This is a genomic window from Enterobacter cloacae complex sp. IR5384, assembly GCF_049237265.1.
In the GTDB taxonomy this organism is placed as follows: Bacteria; Pseudomonadota; Gammaproteobacteria; order Enterobacterales; family Enterobacteriaceae; genus Enterobacter; species Enterobacter cloacae.
Genome location: NZ_JBMKHJ010000026.1, coordinates 3,907 through 19,870, shown reverse-complemented (window position 1 = coordinate 19,870; position 15,964 = coordinate 3,907). Strand labels below are relative to the sequence as shown.

At 55.5% G+C, this 15,964-nt stretch carries 15 protein-coding genes; 9 read left to right on the top strand and 6 right to left on the bottom strand.

Annotated elements, in window-relative coordinates; translation table 11 throughout:
- Position 1: 1 nt before the first annotated feature.
- Entirely contained in the window at positions 2 to 355 is a 354-nt protein-coding gene (locus tag ACOTX3_RS18535) for an MmcQ/YjbR family DNA-binding protein (RefSeq protein WP_013095068.1), read from the top strand.
- A gap of 3 nt (positions 356 to 358) precedes the next feature.
- On the opposite strand, the gene uvrA is transcribed toward ACOTX3_RS18535, so the two are convergent.
- Positions 359 to 3,181, bottom strand: a complete 2,823-nt coding sequence (uvrA, locus tag ACOTX3_RS18530) for an excinuclease ABC subunit UvrA (RefSeq protein ID WP_013095069.1) — start codon at positions 3,179 to 3,181, stop codon at positions 359 to 361.
- A gap of 251 nt (positions 3,182 to 3,432) precedes the next feature.
- Here uvrA and ssb1 point away from each other — a divergent pair, with 251 nt between their 5' ends.
- A complete protein-coding gene (ssb1, locus tag ACOTX3_RS18525) occupies positions 3,433 to 3,957 on the top strand; it encodes a single-stranded DNA-binding protein SSB1 (protein ID WP_284557662.1) in 525 nt (174 codons plus the stop codon).
- Between the two features lie 62 nt (positions 3,958 to 4,019).
- On the opposite strand, the gene ACOTX3_RS18520 is transcribed toward ssb1, so the two are convergent.
- A complete protein-coding gene (locus ACOTX3_RS18520) occupies positions 4,020 to 4,301 on the bottom strand; it encodes a YjcB family protein (protein ID WP_008503385.1) in 282 nt (93 codons plus the stop codon).
- A gap of 557 nt (positions 4,302 to 4,858) precedes the next feature.
- Between ACOTX3_RS18520 and ACOTX3_RS18515 the strand changes: the two genes are divergently transcribed.
- Entirely contained in the window at positions 4,859 to 6,424 is a 1,566-nt protein-coding gene (locus ACOTX3_RS18515; protein WP_058678453.1) for an EAL domain-containing protein, read from the top strand.
- A 6-nt stretch (positions 6,425 to 6,430) separates the two neighbouring features.
- On the opposite strand, the gene soxS is transcribed toward ACOTX3_RS18515, so the two are convergent.
- A complete protein-coding gene (soxS, locus tag ACOTX3_RS18510; protein ID WP_013095071.1) occupies positions 6,431 to 6,757 on the bottom strand; it encodes a superoxide response transcriptional regulator SoxS in 327 nt (108 codons plus the stop codon).
- Positions 6,758 to 6,854: 97 nt separating this feature from the next.
- On the opposite strand from soxS, the gene soxR reads away from it, so the two are divergent.
- The 4 genes from soxR to ACOTX3_RS18490 all read left to right on the top strand — a co-directional run bounded on the left by soxR (position 6,855) and on the right by ACOTX3_RS18490 (position 11,742).
- Positions 6,855 to 7,313, top strand: coding sequence for a redox-sensitive transcriptional activator SoxR (soxR, locus tag ACOTX3_RS18505; protein WP_013095072.1), 459 nt, complete (start codon positions 6,855 to 6,857; stop codon positions 7,311 to 7,313).
- A 312-nt stretch (positions 7,314 to 7,625) separates the two neighbouring features.
- Positions 7,626 to 8,297: a glutathione S-transferase family protein gene (locus ACOTX3_RS18500; protein ID WP_058678452.1), complete on the top strand. Its 672-nt coding sequence runs from the start codon at positions 7,626 to 7,628 to the stop codon at positions 8,295 to 8,297.
- Between the two features lie 298 nt (positions 8,298 to 8,595).
- Positions 8,596 to 9,945 (top strand): guanine/hypoxanthine transporter GhxP, encoded by a 1,350-nt coding sequence (gene ghxP, locus ACOTX3_RS18495; RefSeq protein ID WP_013095074.1) that lies wholly within the window; start codon positions 8,596 to 8,598, stop codon positions 9,943 to 9,945.
- Between the two features lie 150 nt (positions 9,946 to 10,095).
- The gene (locus ACOTX3_RS18490) at positions 10,096 to 11,742 is read left to right on the top strand and encodes a Na+/H+ antiporter (protein ID WP_013095075.1); all 1,647 of its coding nucleotides are present in this window, start codon (positions 10,096 to 10,098) and stop codon (positions 11,740 to 11,742) included.
- 75 nt (positions 11,743 to 11,817) lie between these two features.
- On the opposite strand, the gene ACOTX3_RS18485 is transcribed toward ACOTX3_RS18490, so the two are convergent.
- Positions 11,818 to 12,705 (bottom strand): LysR family transcriptional regulator, encoded by an 888-nt coding sequence (locus tag ACOTX3_RS18485; protein ID WP_013095076.1) that lies wholly within the window; start codon positions 12,703 to 12,705, stop codon positions 11,818 to 11,820.
- Positions 12,706 to 12,807: 102 nt separating this feature from the next.
- Here ACOTX3_RS18485 and ACOTX3_RS18480 point away from each other — a divergent pair, with 102 nt between their 5' ends.
- Together ACOTX3_RS18480 and ACOTX3_RS18475 are read left to right on the top strand one after the other, a co-directional pair.
- On the top strand, positions 12,808 to 13,218 hold the full coding sequence (locus ACOTX3_RS18480) for a CidA/LrgA family protein (protein WP_058678451.1): 411 nt from the start codon (positions 12,808 to 12,810) through the stop codon (positions 13,216 to 13,218).
- Complete coding sequence (locus ACOTX3_RS18475; protein ID WP_013095078.1) at positions 13,211 to 13,900, top strand: LrgB family protein; 690 nt, start codon at positions 13,211 to 13,213, stop codon at positions 13,898 to 13,900. The genes ACOTX3_RS18480 and ACOTX3_RS18475 overlap by 8 nt, the downstream gene beginning before the upstream one ends.
- A 31-nt stretch (positions 13,901 to 13,931) precedes the next feature.
- Here the strand turns inward: ACOTX3_RS18475 and actP are convergent, their stop codons facing one another.
- Together actP and ACOTX3_RS18465 are read right to left on the bottom strand one after the other, a co-directional pair.
- On the bottom strand, positions 13,932 to 15,581 hold the full coding sequence (actP, locus tag ACOTX3_RS18470; RefSeq protein WP_058678450.1) for a cation/acetate symporter ActP: 1,650 nt from the start codon (positions 15,579 to 15,581) through the stop codon (positions 13,932 to 13,934).
- Positions 15,578 to 15,892, bottom strand: a complete 315-nt coding sequence (locus ACOTX3_RS18465; RefSeq protein WP_013095080.1) for a DUF485 domain-containing protein — start codon at positions 15,890 to 15,892, stop codon at positions 15,578 to 15,580. Before ACOTX3_RS18465 ends, actP begins: the two co-directional genes overlap by 4 nt.
- Positions 15,893 to 15,964 lie beyond the last annotated feature (72 nt).

Sequence of the window (15,964 nt, the reverse complement as noted above, 5' to 3'; positions counted from 1 at the left end):
GATGACAATTTCGGAGCTACTGCAGTACTGCATGAGTAAGCCAGGCGCGGAGCAGAGCGTTCACAGCGACTGGAAAGCCACGCAGATTAAAGTGGGAGATGTGTTGTTTGCGATGGTGAAAGAGGTGGAAGGCCGCCCGGCGGCGTCGCTTAAAACCAGCCCGGAGCTGGCGGAGCTATTACGTCAGCAGCACGACGACGTCCGGCCGAGCAAACATCTGAACAAAGCGCACTGGAGTACGGTCTATCTCGACGGTTCACTCCCGGGGTCGCAGATTTACTACCTGGTGGACGCGTCTTATCAGCAGGCGGTTGAGCTGCTGCCGGAAGCGACCCGACAGCAACTCTCCGTGTGACAATTACAGCAACGGTTTAAGGAAGCGCGCGGTGTGCGAGGCTTCGCACTCTGCAACGGTCTCTGGCGTACCGGAGACGAGGATTTCACCGCCGCCGCTGCCGCCTTCCGGGCCGAGATCGACAATCCAGTCCGCGGTTTTAATCACGTCCAGGTTGTGCTCAATGACCACAATGGTGTTGCCCTGATCGCGAAGCTGATGCAGAACGTCGAGCAATTGCTGGATATCTGCAAAGTGCAGACCGGTGGTCGGCTCATCGAGAATGTACAGTGTCTGCCCGGTTCCGCGTTTGGATAGCTCACGCGCCAGCTTCACGCGCTGCGCTTCACCTCCAGAGAGCGTGGTCGCTGACTGCCCCAGACGAATGTAGGTCAGGCCTACGTCCATCAGCGTCTGCAGCTTACGCGCCAGCGCAGGAACGGCATCAAAGAACTCGCGCGCCTCTTCGATGGTCATGTCCAGCACTTCGTGGATGGTCTTGCCTTTGTACTTAATCTCCAGCGTTTCACGGTTATAGCGTTTGCCTTTGCACTGGTCGCACGGCACGTAGATATCCGGCAGGAAGTGCATCTCAACCTTGATCACGCCGTCGCCCTGACAGGCTTCACAGCGGCCGCCGCGAACGTTAAAGCTGAAACGTCCTGGCGTGTAGCCGCGCGAACGCGCTTCCGGTACACCGGCGAAGAGTTCACGGACGGGCGTGAAGACGCCGGTATAGGTCGCCGGGTTGGAACGTGGCGTACGGCCAATCGGGCTTTGGTCGATGTCGATAACTTTATCGAAATGCTCCAGCCCCTGAATGTCGCGGTACGGTGCAGGTTCGGCCAGCGTCGCGCCGTTCAGCGCCGTCTGCGCAATCGGGAACAGCGTATCGTTGATCAGCGTCGACTTACCGGAACCGGATACGCCAGTGATACAGGTAAACAGCCCGACGGGCAGCGTCAGCGTCACGTCTTTCAGGTTGTTGCCGCGAGCGCCGGTGAGCTTCAGCACTTTTTCCGGGTTCGCCGCCACGCGCTGTTTCGGCACTTCAATTTTGCGCTTGCCGCTCATGTACTGGCCGGTTAACGACTCTGGCACCGCCATGATGTCTTTCAGAGTACCTTCCGCGACCACCTGGCCGCCGTGCACGCCCGCGCCCGGGCCGATGTCGATCACATGGTCGGCAGCACGGATCGCATCTTCGTCGTGCTCGACCACAATCACCGTGTTGCCGAGGTTACGCAGATGAATAAGCGTTCCGAGCAGACGCTCGTTGTCGCGCTGGTGCAGGCCGATGGACGGCTCGTCCAGGACATACATGACGCCCACCAGGCCCGCGCCAATCTGGCTGGCCAGACGGATACGCTGGGCTTCACCGCCGGACAGCGTCTCTGCGGAGCGGGAAAGCGTCAGGTAGTTCAGGCCGACGTTCACCAGGAATTTCAGACGGTCGCCGATCTCTTTCAGCACTTTTTCGGCAATCTTCGCACGCTGGCCGGAGAGCTTCAGGTTGTTGAAGAAGTCCATTGCGTGACCGATGCTCATGTCTGAGATGGTCGGCAACGCCGTGTTTTCGACAAACACGTGGCGCGCTTCGCGACGCAGACGCGTGCCCTCACAGGTGGCGCAGGAGCGGTTGCTGATGAACTTCGCCAGCTCCTCGCGCACCGCGCTGGATTCGGTCTCTTTGTAGCGGCGCTCCATGTTGTGCAGCACCCCTTCGAACGGGTGGCGACGCACGGAGGTATCGCCGCGATCGTTCATGTATTTGAACTCGATGTTCTCTTTACCGGAACCGAACAGGATCACTTTGTGCACGTTCGGGCTCAGGCTGGCCCACGGCGCTTCCACGTCGAACTTATAGTGCTCTGCCAGCGATTTAAGCATCTGGAAGTAGTAAAAATTACGCTTATCCCAGCCACGGATAGCACCGCCAGCCAGCGACAGTTCCGGGTTCTGGATCACGCGGTCCGGGTCAAAATACTGCTGTACGCCCAGGCCGTCACACGTCGGGCAGGCTCCCGCCGGGTTGTTAAAGGAGAACAGACGTGGCTCCAGCTCACGCATGCTGTAGCCGCAAATCGGGCAGGCAAAGTTGGCGGAGAAGAGCAGTTCTTCCGCGTTCGGGTCGTCCATATCGGAGACCACCGCCGTACCGCCAGAGAGTTCCAGCGCAGTTTCAAAGGATTCCGCCAGACGGGTCGCCAGATCGTCACGCACTTTAAAGCGGTCAATCACCACTTCGATGGTGTGTTTTTTCTGCAGCTCCAGCTTCGGGGGATCGGACAGGTCACATACCTCGCCGTCGATACGGGCGCGGATATACCCCTGGCTTGCCAGGTTTTCCAGCGTTTTGGTGTGCTCGCCCTTACGCTCTTTAATGATTGGGGCAAGCAGCATCAGGCGTTTGCCTTCTGGCTGCGACAGCACGTTATCCACCATCTGGCTCACGGTCTGCGCCGCCAGCGGCACGTCGTGATCCGGGCAGCGCGGCTCACCTACGCGGGCATACAGCAGACGCAGGTAGTCATGAATTTCGGTAATGGTACCGACCGTTGAACGCGGGTTGTGGGAGGTGGACTTCTGCTCAATAGAGATAGCAGGCGAAAGCCCCTCGATATGGTCTACATCCGGTTTTTCCATCAATGACAGGAACTGGCGCGCATACGCAGAGAGTGATTCAACGTAACGGCGCTGTCCTTCGGCATACAGAGTGTCGAAAGCCAGTGAGGATTTGCCAGACCCCGAAAGCCCGGTCACGACGATGAGTTTGTCGCGAGGGATTATGAGGTTGATATTCTTGAGATTGTGGGTGCGGGCGCCCCGAACTTCGATCTTATCCATTCACCTTTCCCGGTTGGAACACGGATTGCCTGGTTTGTTTGAAGGACAAACGGCTGTCAGAAACGGCTAATTATGACACAATTTAACCTGTTTGAATATACAGTATTGGAATGCATTTTCTGATTAGCTGTGTAACAATGCCGAGTTCGCGAGAGATTTCTGAACCCGCCACGCAACTATGCAAATTGACGCGTGGAAATGGTACACTCGCGCGTTTACACTATTAAGAAACGTATTCAGGAGACACGAACATGGCCAGCAGAGGCGTAAACAAGGTGATTCTCGTCGGTAATCTGGGCCAGGACCCGGAAGTACGCTACATGCCGAGTGGTGGCGCAGTTGCCAACATTACGCTGGCTACTTCCGAATCCTGGCGTGACAAAGCAACCGGTGAGATGAAAGAGCAGACCGAATGGCACCGCGTTGTGCTGTTTGGCAAACTGGCAGAAGTGGCCGGTGAGTATCTGCGTAAAGGCTCTCAGGTGTATATTGAAGGCCAGCTGCGTACCCGCAAATGGACCGATCAATCCGGTCAGGAAAAGTACACCACTGAAGTGGTGGTAAACGTTGGCGGCACCATGCAGATGCTGGGTGGCCGTCAGGGCGGTGGCGCTCCAGCAGGTGGCGGCAAGCAGCAGGGCGGTTGGGGCCAGCCTCAGCAGCCACAGGGCGGCAACCAGTTCAGCGGCGGCGCGCAGTCTCGCCCGCAGCAGCAGTCCGCACCGGCACCGTCTAACGAACCGCCAATGGACTTCGACGACGATATTCCGTTCTGATTCACGGATATGCAAAATAAAAAAACCCAGACATCGGTCTGGGTTTTTTATTCAGTCAGGTATCAGGTAATCACCATCGGCCAGTCTGGTGGCGTATGGCTCATTGCCTCAACCATCACTACTTTAATATTTTCCCAGACGGCGGCAATATCCAGCAGGGTGATACCAAGCAGACCCGTTGCAAACCAGCAAGCCGCGCCCAGTCCTAACAGCGTACTGATGACCGCAAGACCCGCGTAGTCAGATTTACGAAACTGAATGTTCAGCGTGCTGGCTAAAAACATCAGTACCGCACTCAACAAAGGCCAGCGCAGGAGAACCATGCTGGTCGTAATGGTTGCCATAAAACCCATCCTCTCCAAAACAGACGAACTGAATGAAACAGTGTTTCTCGTTACATGATATGTGTGAACTATATCACATTTGTTGATTTATTCGCCAGTGCCTGTGCGAGCAGATTGGGGATTTTATTACGCTGAAAAAGAGAGGCGGCAGGATGGGGTTGCCTTCGACATCGGCGGATGCGAACCCACCACGTGCCGGGAGCAACCTCCTTTGGCCGAGTAGAGGAGGGCAACGGCGTTCCCAGCGATGCCTTTTTATAAATGAAGCCTTATTCTCTGCTGATCCTGGAAATAATGTGGTAATAGCAGAACGTTTATAAAACATTGATCAAATTACACCCGTTCAGGCTGGATAAATATTTCCCTTAATAGAAACGGAACGAATACTTTTAGTTTAGCTTACGGACAAATATTATCGTCATAACGAAATTTAAGATTTTTAATACTAAAAGTCAGTTGCTAACTTCGCATGATTCATGCAACGTAATCACCTGTTTATCAAAGCATCCGGCCTTCATTACTACAGGCGTACAACATGCAGGGATATAGGGCGGGAAATGAATCGTAGCGCGCGGCGCAAGATGCTCAGAGTGGTAGGGATCATCATGGTAGTTATGCTGCCGGTGATGCTTGCGCTATGGTTTGCCCAGCTAAGAGCGGTGTCGGAAACAAGCGCGCAGTTACGCACATTTGCTGAACTGGCTTTAGACAAAACTGAACTGGTTATTGAACAGGTTGATCTGGCCCGGGCCGAAGCGGAAAAATATCAGGGTAAAGTTTGTACGCCGTCACATCGGCAATATATGTTGAACGTGGTTCGCGGCCGTCTGTTCATCGCTGATTTAATTTATGCCGAAGGCCAGAATTTTCGTTGTTCATCCATTTTTACCCCGGATCGGCCTTACGCGATCTCCCCCGCTAATTACATCCGAAAACCCGATATCGCTATCTATTATTACCGTGATACGCCATTTTTCACTGGCTATAAAATGACATATATGCAGCGCGGGAATTATGTCGTGGTGGTTAATCCGCTCTCGTACAGTGAAGTGATGTCCACCGATCACTCTCTCTCATGGGGCGTGTACGATACGGTAACGAATGCCTTCTTTTCCGTCAGTCAGAAAGCCAACGTTTCTTTATTAAACTCGATGATTCGGGATAAGGACGTGGTATTTCAAAATGATGACCGTTTTTATACGGTGGTAAAATCGGATAAACGTCCGATTGCCGCCATCGTTTCAACGTCGAATAAACGCTTCTATGAAACGCTCTACCATCAGGCGACGTTGACGCTGCCGCTGGGAATGATCTGTAGCATCATTATTTTGCTGGTCTGGTCGCGCACCCACCGTGAGCTGAACTCCCCAGGACGATTGCTGCATCGGGCGCTGAATAAACGTCAGCTTTGTGTCCATTATCAGCCAATCATCGATATCAAGAATAATCAGTGCGTGGGGGCAGAGGCGTTGTTACGCTGGCCTGGTTTTAACGGGCCTGTCATGAGCCCGGCGGAATTCATCCCGCTGGCGGAAAAAGAGGGGATGAGCGAACGCATTACGGATTATGTTGTAGAAGAGGTCTTCAGCGATCTGGGCCATTTCCTGGCCGCGCATCCTGACCTCTATATTTCGATCAACCTGTCGGCGACGGATTTTCACTCTTCGCGGCTGATCGCCATGATTTCCGACAAGGCGCGGCACTATGCCGTACGTGCGCAGCAGATCAAAATCGAAGTGACGGAGCGCGGTTTTATTGATGTGCCGAAAACTACGCCGGTTATCCAGGCTTTTCGTCAGGCGGGTTATGAAGTGGCAATCGACGATTTTGGTACAGGTTACTCGAACCTGCATAATCTCTACTCGCTGAATGTCGATATTCTGAAAATCGACAAATCCTTTATCGACACCCTAACCACCAACAGCACCAGCCATCTTATCGCCGAGCATATTATCGAGATGGCGCAGAGCCTGCGGCTCAAAACCATTGCGGAAGGGGTAGAAACTGCCGAGCAGGTAAGCTGGTTGTTGAAGCGCGGCGTACAGTTCTGTCAGGGATGGCACTTCGCGAAAGCGATGCCGCCCCAGGAGTTTATGACCTGGCAGCAGCAACCTTTGCACTGATAAACCTTAATTCAACTGGTGACGGTAATCGCTTGGCGTGCGGTCAAACTCGCGGCGAAACACGCGGGAAAAGGTTTGTTGCGACACATACCCCAGATCCATCGCGATATCAAAAATAGGCCGCTGCGTAGAGCGTAACGCCTGCGCCGCCAGCAGTAACCTGCGCTGACGAATGTACTCACCCAGCGTCTGGTGCATTACGGTCCGGAACATTCTCTGTAAATACCATTTCGAATAGCCCGACTTTTTCGCGACCACATCAATGTTCAACGGTTGGTCGATATGTTCATCAATCCATTCAATAAGTGTCTGAATAATTTGCTGATGCGACATAAGGTTGCCCTCTGTAGATACAACTTTCCTGGTTGATTCGTCGTTTTCTCTGTGGGGGAGTATAATTCCTCAAGTTAACTTGAGGTAAAGAGGTTTTATGGAAAAGAGATTGCCGAGAATAAAAGCGCTTTTGACCCCGGGTGAAGTGGCTAAGCGAAGCGGTGTGGCAGTATCGGCGCTCCACTTCTATGAAAGTAAAGGGTTAATCAAAAGCATTCGTAACGCCGGAAACCAGCGGCGCTACACCCGTGACGTGCTCCGCTATGTGGCGATTATTAAAATTGCGCAACGAATCGGAATTCCCCTGGCCACCATCGGTGAGGCGTTCGGCGTGTTACCGGAAGGCCACACGCTGAGCCCGAAAGAGTGGAAAGAGCTGTCATCCCAGTGGCGAGAGGAGCTGGACCGGCGTATTCATACGCTGGTGGCGCTGCGTGACGAACTGGACGGGTGCATCGGTTGCGGCTGTTTGTCGCGCAGCGATTGCCCGTTACGCAACCCCGGTGACAAACTGGGCGAACAGGGGACGGGGGCGCGGCTGCTGGAAGAAGATTGAGATCTGTTTGCCGGGTGGCGGCTGCGCCATCCAGCAAAAAGCATAATAAAGAACTAAAGCGCCACATAAGGGCGCTTTAGTTTTTTCCGGTCTTTGTCTTTCTCTCTATCCCGCTGGCTCACGGGAGGGTTTCCCCCGACATCAGCACCCCTCATGTCGAGCTGGTTGAGGAGGTTCCGGTTTGTGCTGACACTTTAATTCTATGTAAGGGCCGCTTTTTCGCCAGTCACCGGGGCCGCTTTTTTGGCGAATATTTTTCGCGATGTTGTTCAATTTTCTATAGTTAAAAAGTATGAATAACAGGAGACCACTATGCTCACGGTACATCACCTTAACCAGTCGCGCTCACACCGCGTGATCTGGGCTCTGGAAGAACTTTCTCTGCCCTATGAGATTGTTCACTACCAGCGCGAAAAAACGATGCTGGCTCCCGAGTCCCTTAAACGCGTGCATCCGTTGGGCAAGTCTCCGGTCATTGAAGACAACGGGCTGATCCTTGCTGAATCCGGTGCCATTCTGGAGTATCTGCAGGAAACCTACGACGCAGAATCGCAGCTTAAGCCGCTGGATCCTGCCCATAAGGTGCAATACCGCTTCTGGCTACACTATGCAGAAGGTTCTCTTATGCCGCTGCTGTTAATGAAGCTGGTATTTAGCAGCCTCGGTAAACCGCCCGTGCCGTTTGGAATACGAACGCTGGGGAAAGCGCTGGGTCAGGGCGTGCAAAAGGCCTATCTCAACCTGCAGCTCGAAACCCACGCGCGTTTTATTGAATCTCACCTGGCTGAAAATAGCTGGTTTGCCGGAGAGACTCTCAGCATGGCCGATATTCAGATGAGTTTCCCGATTTTTGCCCTGCTGGCACGCGGCGGTATCGAGGATCTTCCGCACACCCATGCCTGGAAGAAAAAGGTCGAAAATCGTCCTGCCTGGCAGAGAACCCTGGAACAAGGTGGGCCGTTAACGATCCCTGGCGAGGCGTAATTTGTAACTCCATTGCGCATAAACGATAACGTTTGCGCATCCTCTGCTTATTTCTTCATCGTCATAAGGGAAATTTAGCGAAAAACGAGAAAGTTCAGTTGAAAAGGGCGGTGATTAGGCTGGATAATCGTTTGCCTAAATTTGACCACCCGTTTTGTAAGCGCGGAGCTAAACGTTTGCTTTTTTTGTAACGCCCCTTTTCGTCGCAAACGCAGCACAAGGATTTGACGTTTTGCTGGCAGTGGAGTCTCCACCACGCTTACGGACTTTCTATAAAAACTCTCAGGGGATGTTTTCTATGTCTACGCCATCCGCGCGTACCGGCGGTTCACTTGACGCCATCTTTAAAATTTCTGCTCGCGGCAGCACCGTGCGCCAGGAAATCGTTGCCGGTCTGACAACGTTTCTGGCAATGGTGTACTCCGTCATCGTTGTGCCGGGCATGCTCGGTAAAGCAGGCTTCCCACCGGCAGCGGTCTTTGTTGCAACCTGTCTTGTCGCCGGTGTTGGCTCCATCGTAATGGGGCTGTGGGCGAATCTGCCGATGGCGATTGGCTGTGCCATTTCCTTGACCGCCTTCACCGCGTTTAGCCTGGTGCTGGGCCAACACATCAGCGTACCGGTTGCCCTGGGCGCCGTCTTCCTGATGGGCGTGCTGTTCACCATTATCTCGGCAACCGGCATTCGTAGCTGGATTTTGCGCAACCTGCCGCACGGCGTAGCACACGGCACCGGTATCGGTATCGGGCTGTTTCTGCTGCTGATTGCCGCCAACGGCGTGGGTCTGGTCATTAAGAACCCGCTGGACGGTCTGCCGGTGGCGCTGGGTCACTTCGCCAGCTTCCCGGTGATCATGTCCCTGATTGGCCTGGCGGTGATTATTGGTCTGGAAAAATTGAAAGTCCCAGGCGGCATTCTGCTGACCATTATCGGTGTGTCCATTGTTGGCCTGATTTTCGATCCGACCGTGCATTTCTCCGGTATTTTTGCCATGCCGTCGCTGAGCGATGACAACGGTAACTCCCTGATTGGCAGCCTGGATATTGTCGGCGCGCTGAACCCGGTGATCCTGCCAAGCGTGCTGGCGCTGGTGATGACGGCGGTGTTTGATGCCACCGGTACCATCCGTGCGGTGGCCGGTCAGGCGAACCTGCTGGATAAAGACGGTCAGATTATCGACGGTGGCAAAGCGCTGACCACCGACTCCCTGAGCAGCGTCTTCTCGGGTCTGGTAGGCGCTTCTCCGGCTGCGGTCTATATCGAGTCCGCTGCGGGCACCGCGGCAGGCGGTAAAACTGGCCTGACCGCCATTACCGTTGGTGTGCTGTTCCTGCTGATCCTGTTCCTCTCGCCGCTCTCTTATCTGGTGCCAGCCTACGCTACGGCTCCGGCACTGATGTACGTCGGCCTGCTGATGTTGAGCAATGTGGCGAAAATTGACTTTGCGGACTTTGTGGACGCGATGTCAGGCCTGATCACTGCGGTATTTATCGTGCTGACCTGTAACATCGTGACCGGCATCATGATCGGCTTCGCGTCGCTGGTGATTGGTCGCCTGGTCTCCGGTGAGTGGCGCAAGCTGAACATCGGTACCGTGGTTATCGCCGTTGCGCTGGTGGTGTTCTACGCGGGCGGCTGGGCAATCTAAATTGTCCTTTGATGCGAAAACGGGTGGCTCAGGCCGCCCGTTTTTATTTTCAGGACTCATCCCGTTGCCTTTTGCGTTACTCTGGGGAAGATAGAATAAAAGGCACGACGCCTTCCGTAGTACATAAGTAACACAGCAAACAGGGAACGCATGGAAATCTTTTTCACAATACTCATCATGACCCTTGTGGTCTCATTATCCGGGGTGGTTACACGCGTACTGCCCTTTCAGGTCCCCCTGCCATTAATGCAAATTGCCATCGGCGCGCTGCTGGCGTGGCCGACGTTTGGCCTGCACGTTGAGTTCGACCCGGAACTGTTCCTCGTGCTGTTTATCCCGCCACTGCTGTTTGCCGATGGCTGGAAAACACCCACGCGCGAGTTTCTGGAACATGGGCGCGAGATCTTCGGTCTGGCATTGGCGCTGGTCGTCGTGACCGTGGTCGGGATTGGTTTCCTGATCTATTGGGTGGTTCCGGGGATCCCGTTAATACCCGCTTTTGCGCTGGCCGCAGTCCTGTCGCCAACCGATGCCGTGGCGCTGTCCGGCATTGTGGGTGAAGGGCGGATTCCGAAGAAAATCATGGGCATCTTACAGGGAGAGGCGCTGATGAACGACGCCTCCGGTCTGGTTGCCCTGAAGTTCGCCGTGGCCGTCGCAATGGGAACGATGATCTTTACCGTGGGTGGCGCGACCCTGGAATTCTTCAAGGTTGCTATTGGCGGTATCCTGGCGGGCTTCGTGGTGAGCTGGCTGTATGGCCGCTCGCTGCGCTTCCTCAGCCGCTGGGGCGGTGATGAACCCGCAACGCAGATCGTACTGCTGTTCCTGCTGCCGTTTGCCTCCTATCTGATTGCCGAACATATTGGCGTGTCGGGCATTCTGGCAGCGGTAGCGGCAGGGATGACCATTACCCGCTCCGGCGTAATGCGCCGCGCGCCGCTGGCCATGCGTCTGCGTGCAAACAGTACCTGGGCAATGCTGGAATTTGTCTTCAACGGCATGGTCTTCCTGCTGTTGGGTCTGCAGCTGCCGGGCATTATGGAATCCTCTCTGGTGGCGGCGGAGGCCGATCCGAACGTTGAAGTCTGGATGCTCTTTACCGACATCGTGCTGATCTACATGGCGCTGATGCTGGTGCGCTTCGGCTGGCTGTGGACGATGAAAAACTTCAGCGTGCGCTTCCTGAAGAAAAAGCCGATGGAGTTTGGTTCGTGGACCACGCGTGAGCTGCTGATTGCCTCCTTTGCGGGGGTACGCGGGGCGATTACCCTGGCCGGTGTGCTCTCCATTCCGTTGCTGTTGCCGACGGGCGATGTCTTCCCGGCGCGTTATGAACTGGTCTTCCTGGCGGCGGGCGTGATCCTGTTCTCACTGTTTGTCGGTGTGATTATGCTGCCGATTTTGCTGCAGCATATCGACGCCGGGGACGCCACGCAGCAGCATAAAGAGGAGCGGATTGCCCGCGCTGCCACTGCCGAAGTGGCGATTGTCGCTATTCAGAAAATGGAAGAGCGCCTGGCCGCCGATGCCGAAGAGAACATCGACAATCAGCTGCTGACGGAAGTGAGCTCACGCGTGATTGGTAATCTGCGTCGCCGGGCTGACGGCCGTAACGATGTGGAAAGCTCGCTGCAGGAGGAGAACCTTGAGCGCCGGTTCCGTCTGGCGGCGCTGCGCTCCGAGCGTGCCGAGCTGTACCACCTGCGCGCCACGCGGCAGATCAGCAACGAGACGCTGCAAAAGCTGCTGCACGATCTGGATCTGCTGGAAGCGTTGTTGATAGAGAATCAGTAACGCTGTTTTTGCCCGGTGGCGCTGCGCTTACCGGGCCTACGTGCTCGATCGGTTCCCTCTCCCTGTGGGAGAGGGTTAGGGTGAGGGCACCCAAAATCCCTCACAACATTGCAGCCACGCCTGGGCGCTGTGCGACAAATATATCCCTTCTCGCCAGATCATCCCCAACTGCCAGTGCAAATCGCTTTCGAGTGGGATCCAGCGCAGCGTGTTTTTATCCAGACGCTCGCAAATCGGCTGCGGCAGAATGGCAATCCCCACGCCTGCCTGCACCATCGCTGCCAGGAAATCCCACTGGCCGCTGCGCACCGCAATGCGCGGCTTCACGCTATGTTGATTAAACAGCGTCATCAGCTGGCGGCTGAGGGCGAAATCTTCGTTGTAGATCAGCAGAGGGTATTCACCGAGCAGTTCAGGTTTCACTGAATCTCGCTTCAACCAGTCGCCGGAGCGGGGAACCAGCACGCACAGCGGATGGCTAAAGAGCGGAAGCGTCGCCAGACCGCTCTCTTCCTCAACGGGGAGGGCTGTCATGGCGACGTCCAGCTCGCCGTTGGTTACGGCCTGCTGGACGGTTAATCCACCAAACTCCGAAATTTTGAGTTCAACGCCGGGGTAACGCTGGCGAAACAGGCTAATCGGCCCGGCCATCATCATCCCGACCATCGGCGGAATACCAAGGCGCAGCACCCCTTTGGTCAGGTGGTTAATATCGTCTAGCTCCGCTTCCAGCTGACGAAACTCGGCCAGGATCGCCAGACCACGTTCAAACACCACGCGTCCGGTATCGGTAAGCAACAGCTTGCGTCCGTCGCGGATCAGCAGGGTGCAGTTGAGTTCATCTTCGAGGTTTTTCAGCATTTTGCTGATGGTGGGCTGGGTAACAAATAACTTCTCCGCTGCGCGGGTAAAACTCTGCTGGCGAACCACTTCGACAAAATAGCGCAGCGTTCTTATGTCCATGATTATTCCTCGAAACTATACCTTCGATGATTTTAATTCATTTCAGTCCATACCGTGCGCTCACTATACTGGCGCCTCGTCTCATTTTTGAGGAAAACCCCCATGGCCGTGGCGTTAAGCCGTGTTACGCCTGCCGTTGTGCAACGACTCCAGGTACCGGTTCAGGTACTGCTCTACGCGGGACTGTTTGTTTTTGCGGAATATCTTGTCGGCTGGCTGCATCTGCCGCTGCCTGCCAACCTGGTGGGGATGGTGTTGATGCTGACGCTCATTCTCTGCCGCGTTATCCCCCTTAGTTGGGTGCGTGCCGGCGCGCGCTGGCTGCTGGCAGAGATGTTGCTGTTCTTTGTTCCTGCCGTGGTGGCAGTGGTGAACTATGCGCAACTGCTGATGGTGGACGGCTGGCGGATCTTCGCGGTCATCGCCCTGAGCACGTTGATGGTGCTGGGCGCCACCGCTTGGGTGGTGGACAAGGTTTATCGCTTCGAGATCCGCAGGCAAAAATATGACTAACTTCCAGATAAGCGTGCTGTGCCTGATTGCCACGCTGGTTATCTACTTTGCCAACAAACGCCTGTATCGTCGCTTTCACGCGCTGCCGCTGATGCCGCTGGTCTTCACGCCGATCCTGCTGGTGCTGATGCTGGTTTTTGGCCATATCTCCTGGCAAAACTACATTGGTGAATCCCACTGGTTGCTGTGGCTACTGGGGCCGGCCACCATCGCCTTTGCGGTGCCGGTGTACGACAACCTGAATATCATTAAACGTCACTGGATGTCGCTCAGCGCTGGGGTGATTACCGCCACGGTGGTGGCGGTCTGTAGCTCCGTCTGGCTGGCGCGGCTGTTTACGCTGCCCGATGAAATTCAGCGTAGCCTGGCCGTGCGCTCGGTAACGACGCCATTTGCGCTGGCAGCCGCTAAACCGCTCGGCGGACAGCCGGATCTGGTGGCGCTGTTCGTGGTTGTCACCGGTGTCTTCGGTATGGCGGTAGGCGACATGCTATTTCTGCGGCTTTCTATCCGTGAAGGGTTGGCAAAAGGGGCGGGATTTGGCGCGGCGTCACACGGCGCGGGAACGGCACGCTCTTATGAGTTGGGTCAGCAGGAGGGGGTTGTAGCAAGCCTGGTGATGATGCTTTCCGGCGTGTTGATGGTGCTGATTGCGCCGCTGGTGGCGTGGGTGATGTTCTGAACTCCCCGGCCCGAAGGCCGGGGATCAAGACTCAGTGCGCGCGGCCTTGTTCCACGCCCAGGCCGGTTTGCGAGCGGATAAACTGGGCGCGGAATTTCTCACGCTCCAGGTTCCCCTCCGGCGAGTTGTCGGTTGCAGAGAAGATCCAGATACCGATAAACGCCACGGCGATTGAGAACAGCGCCGGGTACTCATACGGGAAGAGCGCCTTTTCGTGACCGAGGATCTGCACCCAAATCGTCGGGCCGAGGATCATCAGGATCACCGCGGTCAGCAGCCCCAGCCAGCCGCCTACCATTGCGCCACGGGTGGTCAGTTTAGACCAGTACATGGAGAGCAGGATGATAGGGAAGTTACAGCTCGCCGCAATCGAGAAGGCCAGCCCCACCATGAAGGCAATGTTCTGCTTCTCGAAGAGGATCCCCAGCAGGATCGCCACCACACCCAGAACCAGTACGGTGATTTTGGAGACTTTGAGCTCTTCACGCTCGGTTGCGCCTTTGCGAAACACGTTCGCATACAGGTCATGCGACACCGCAGATGCTCCGGCAAGCGTAAGCCCGGCAACCACGGCAAGAATGGTGGCAAAGGCCACGGCTGAGATAAAGCCGAGGAACAGATTGCCGCCTACCGCATCCGCCAGATGCACTGCCGCCATGTTATTCCCGCCAATCAGCGCGCCCGCCGCGTCTTTAAATGCCGGGTTCGCTCCCACCAGCATGATGGCGCCAAAACCGATGATAAAGGTCAGTATGTAGAAGTAACCCATAAACCCGGTGGCGTAGAAGACGCTCTTGCGCGCTTCGCGGGCATCGCTCACGGTGAAGAAACGCATCAGGATATGTGGCAAGCCTGCGGTACCAAACATCAGACCCAGACCGAGTGAAAGCGCGGATATCGGGTCTTTCACCAGCCCGCCCGGGCTCATGATCGCTTCCCCTTTCGGGTGGACCGCCATCGCTTCGGTAAACAGGTTGTTGAAGCTAAAGCCGACGTGTTTCATCACCATAAAGGCCATGAAGCTCGCACCGAACAGCAGCAGAACCGCTTTGATAATTTGCACCCAGGTGGTTGCCAGCATGCCGCCAAACAGGACGTACATCACCATCAGCACACCCACCAGCACCACCGCGACGTGGTAGTTCAGGCCGAACAGAAGTTCGATCAGTTTGCCTGCGCCAACCATCTGGGCGATCAGATACAGCGCCACCACCACCAGCGAACCGCAGGCGGAGAGAATACGAATCGGACCCTGCTTCAGGCGATACGAAGCCACGTCAGCAAAGGTGAAACGCCCCAGGTTGCGCAAGCGTTCGGCGATCAGGAACAGAATGATCGGCCAGCCCACCAGGAAGCCGAGAGAGTAGATCAGACCATCGTAGCCGGAGGTGTACACCAGCGCGGAGATCCCAAGGAAAGACGCGGCAGACATAAAGTCGCCCGCAATCGCCAGCCCGTTCTGGAAACCGGTAATATTACCACCCGCAGTGTAGTAATCATTACGGGAACGGACGCGTTTCGACGCCCACCAGGTGATATACAGCGTCAGCACCACGAAAATCAGGAACATGATAATCGCCTGCCAGTTGGTTGGCTGGCGCTGAACCTCGCCGGTAATGGCATCTGCGGCGTGTGCCGCAAAGGGAAGTGTGGCGGCAAGCGCCGTCAGGACTCTCTTCATGATGCTTTTACCTCACGCAGTACCGCTTTATTAAGACGATCGAATTCGCCGTTCGCGCGCCAGACGTAGACGCCGGTCAGCACAAACGAAATCACAATCACGCCAATGCCAATCGGGATGCCCCGTGTGACGCTGGTGCCCTCATGCAGCGGCGTACCCAGCCAGTGCGGGGCAAAGGCGATAAGCAGAATAAAGCCGACGTAGATAATCAGCATGATGATGGAAAGTAAGAAGGCAAACCGTTGCCGTTTATCAACGAGCTCCCTGTAGTGCGCACTATTCTCTATCTGCTGACAAATATCGTTATTCATCACAGAGTTCTCCAGAAGTAAGGTTGGTTTGTTTTATCCCCTCTCCCCTATGGGGAGAGGGTTAGGGTGAGG

What these genes read in the sequence shown, in the direction of transcription:
- ACOTX3_RS18535 (WP_013095068.1), top strand. Translation starts at nt 2, where the DNA reads ATGACAATTTCGGAGCTACTGCAGTACTGCATGAGTAAGCCAGGCGCG.
- uvrA (WP_013095069.1), bottom strand. Translation starts at nt 3,181, where the DNA reads ATGGATAAGATCGAAGTTCGGGGCGCCCGCACCCACAATCTCAAGAAT.
- ssb1 (WP_284557662.1), top strand. Translation starts at nt 3,433, where the DNA reads ATGGCCAGCAGAGGCGTAAACAAGGTGATTCTCGTCGGTAATCTGGGC.
- ACOTX3_RS18520 (WP_008503385.1), bottom strand. Translation starts at nt 4,301, where the DNA reads ATGGCAACCATTACGACCAGCATGGTTCTCCTGCGCTGGCCTTTGTTG.
- ACOTX3_RS18515 (WP_058678453.1), top strand. Translation starts at nt 4,859, where the DNA reads ATGAATCGTAGCGCGCGGCGCAAGATGCTCAGAGTGGTAGGGATCATC.
- soxS (WP_013095071.1), bottom strand. Translation starts at nt 6,757, where the DNA reads ATGTCGCATCAGCAAATTATTCAGACACTTATTGAATGGATTGATGAA.
- soxR (WP_013095072.1), top strand. Translation starts at nt 6,855, where the DNA reads ATGGAAAAGAGATTGCCGAGAATAAAAGCGCTTTTGACCCCGGGTGAA.
- ACOTX3_RS18500 (WP_058678452.1), top strand. Translation starts at nt 7,626, where the DNA reads ATGCTCACGGTACATCACCTTAACCAGTCGCGCTCACACCGCGTGATC.
- ghxP (WP_013095074.1), top strand. Translation starts at nt 8,596, where the DNA reads ATGTCTACGCCATCCGCGCGTACCGGCGGTTCACTTGACGCCATCTTT.
- ACOTX3_RS18490 (WP_013095075.1), top strand. Translation starts at nt 10,096, where the DNA reads ATGGAAATCTTTTTCACAATACTCATCATGACCCTTGTGGTCTCATTA.
- ACOTX3_RS18485 (WP_013095076.1), bottom strand. Translation starts at nt 12,705, where the DNA reads ATGGACATAAGAACGCTGCGCTATTTTGTCGAAGTGGTTCGCCAGCAG.
- ACOTX3_RS18480 (WP_058678451.1), top strand. Translation starts at nt 12,808, where the DNA reads ATGGCCGTGGCGTTAAGCCGTGTTACGCCTGCCGTTGTGCAACGACTC.
- ACOTX3_RS18475 (WP_013095078.1), top strand. Translation starts at nt 13,211, where the DNA reads ATGACTAACTTCCAGATAAGCGTGCTGTGCCTGATTGCCACGCTGGTT.
- actP (WP_058678450.1), bottom strand. Translation starts at nt 15,581, where the DNA reads ATGAAGAGAGTCCTGACGGCGCTTGCCGCCACACTTCCCTTTGCGGCA.
- ACOTX3_RS18465 (WP_013095080.1), bottom strand. Translation starts at nt 15,892, where the DNA reads ATGAATAACGATATTTGTCAGCAGATAGAGAATAGTGCGCACTACAGG.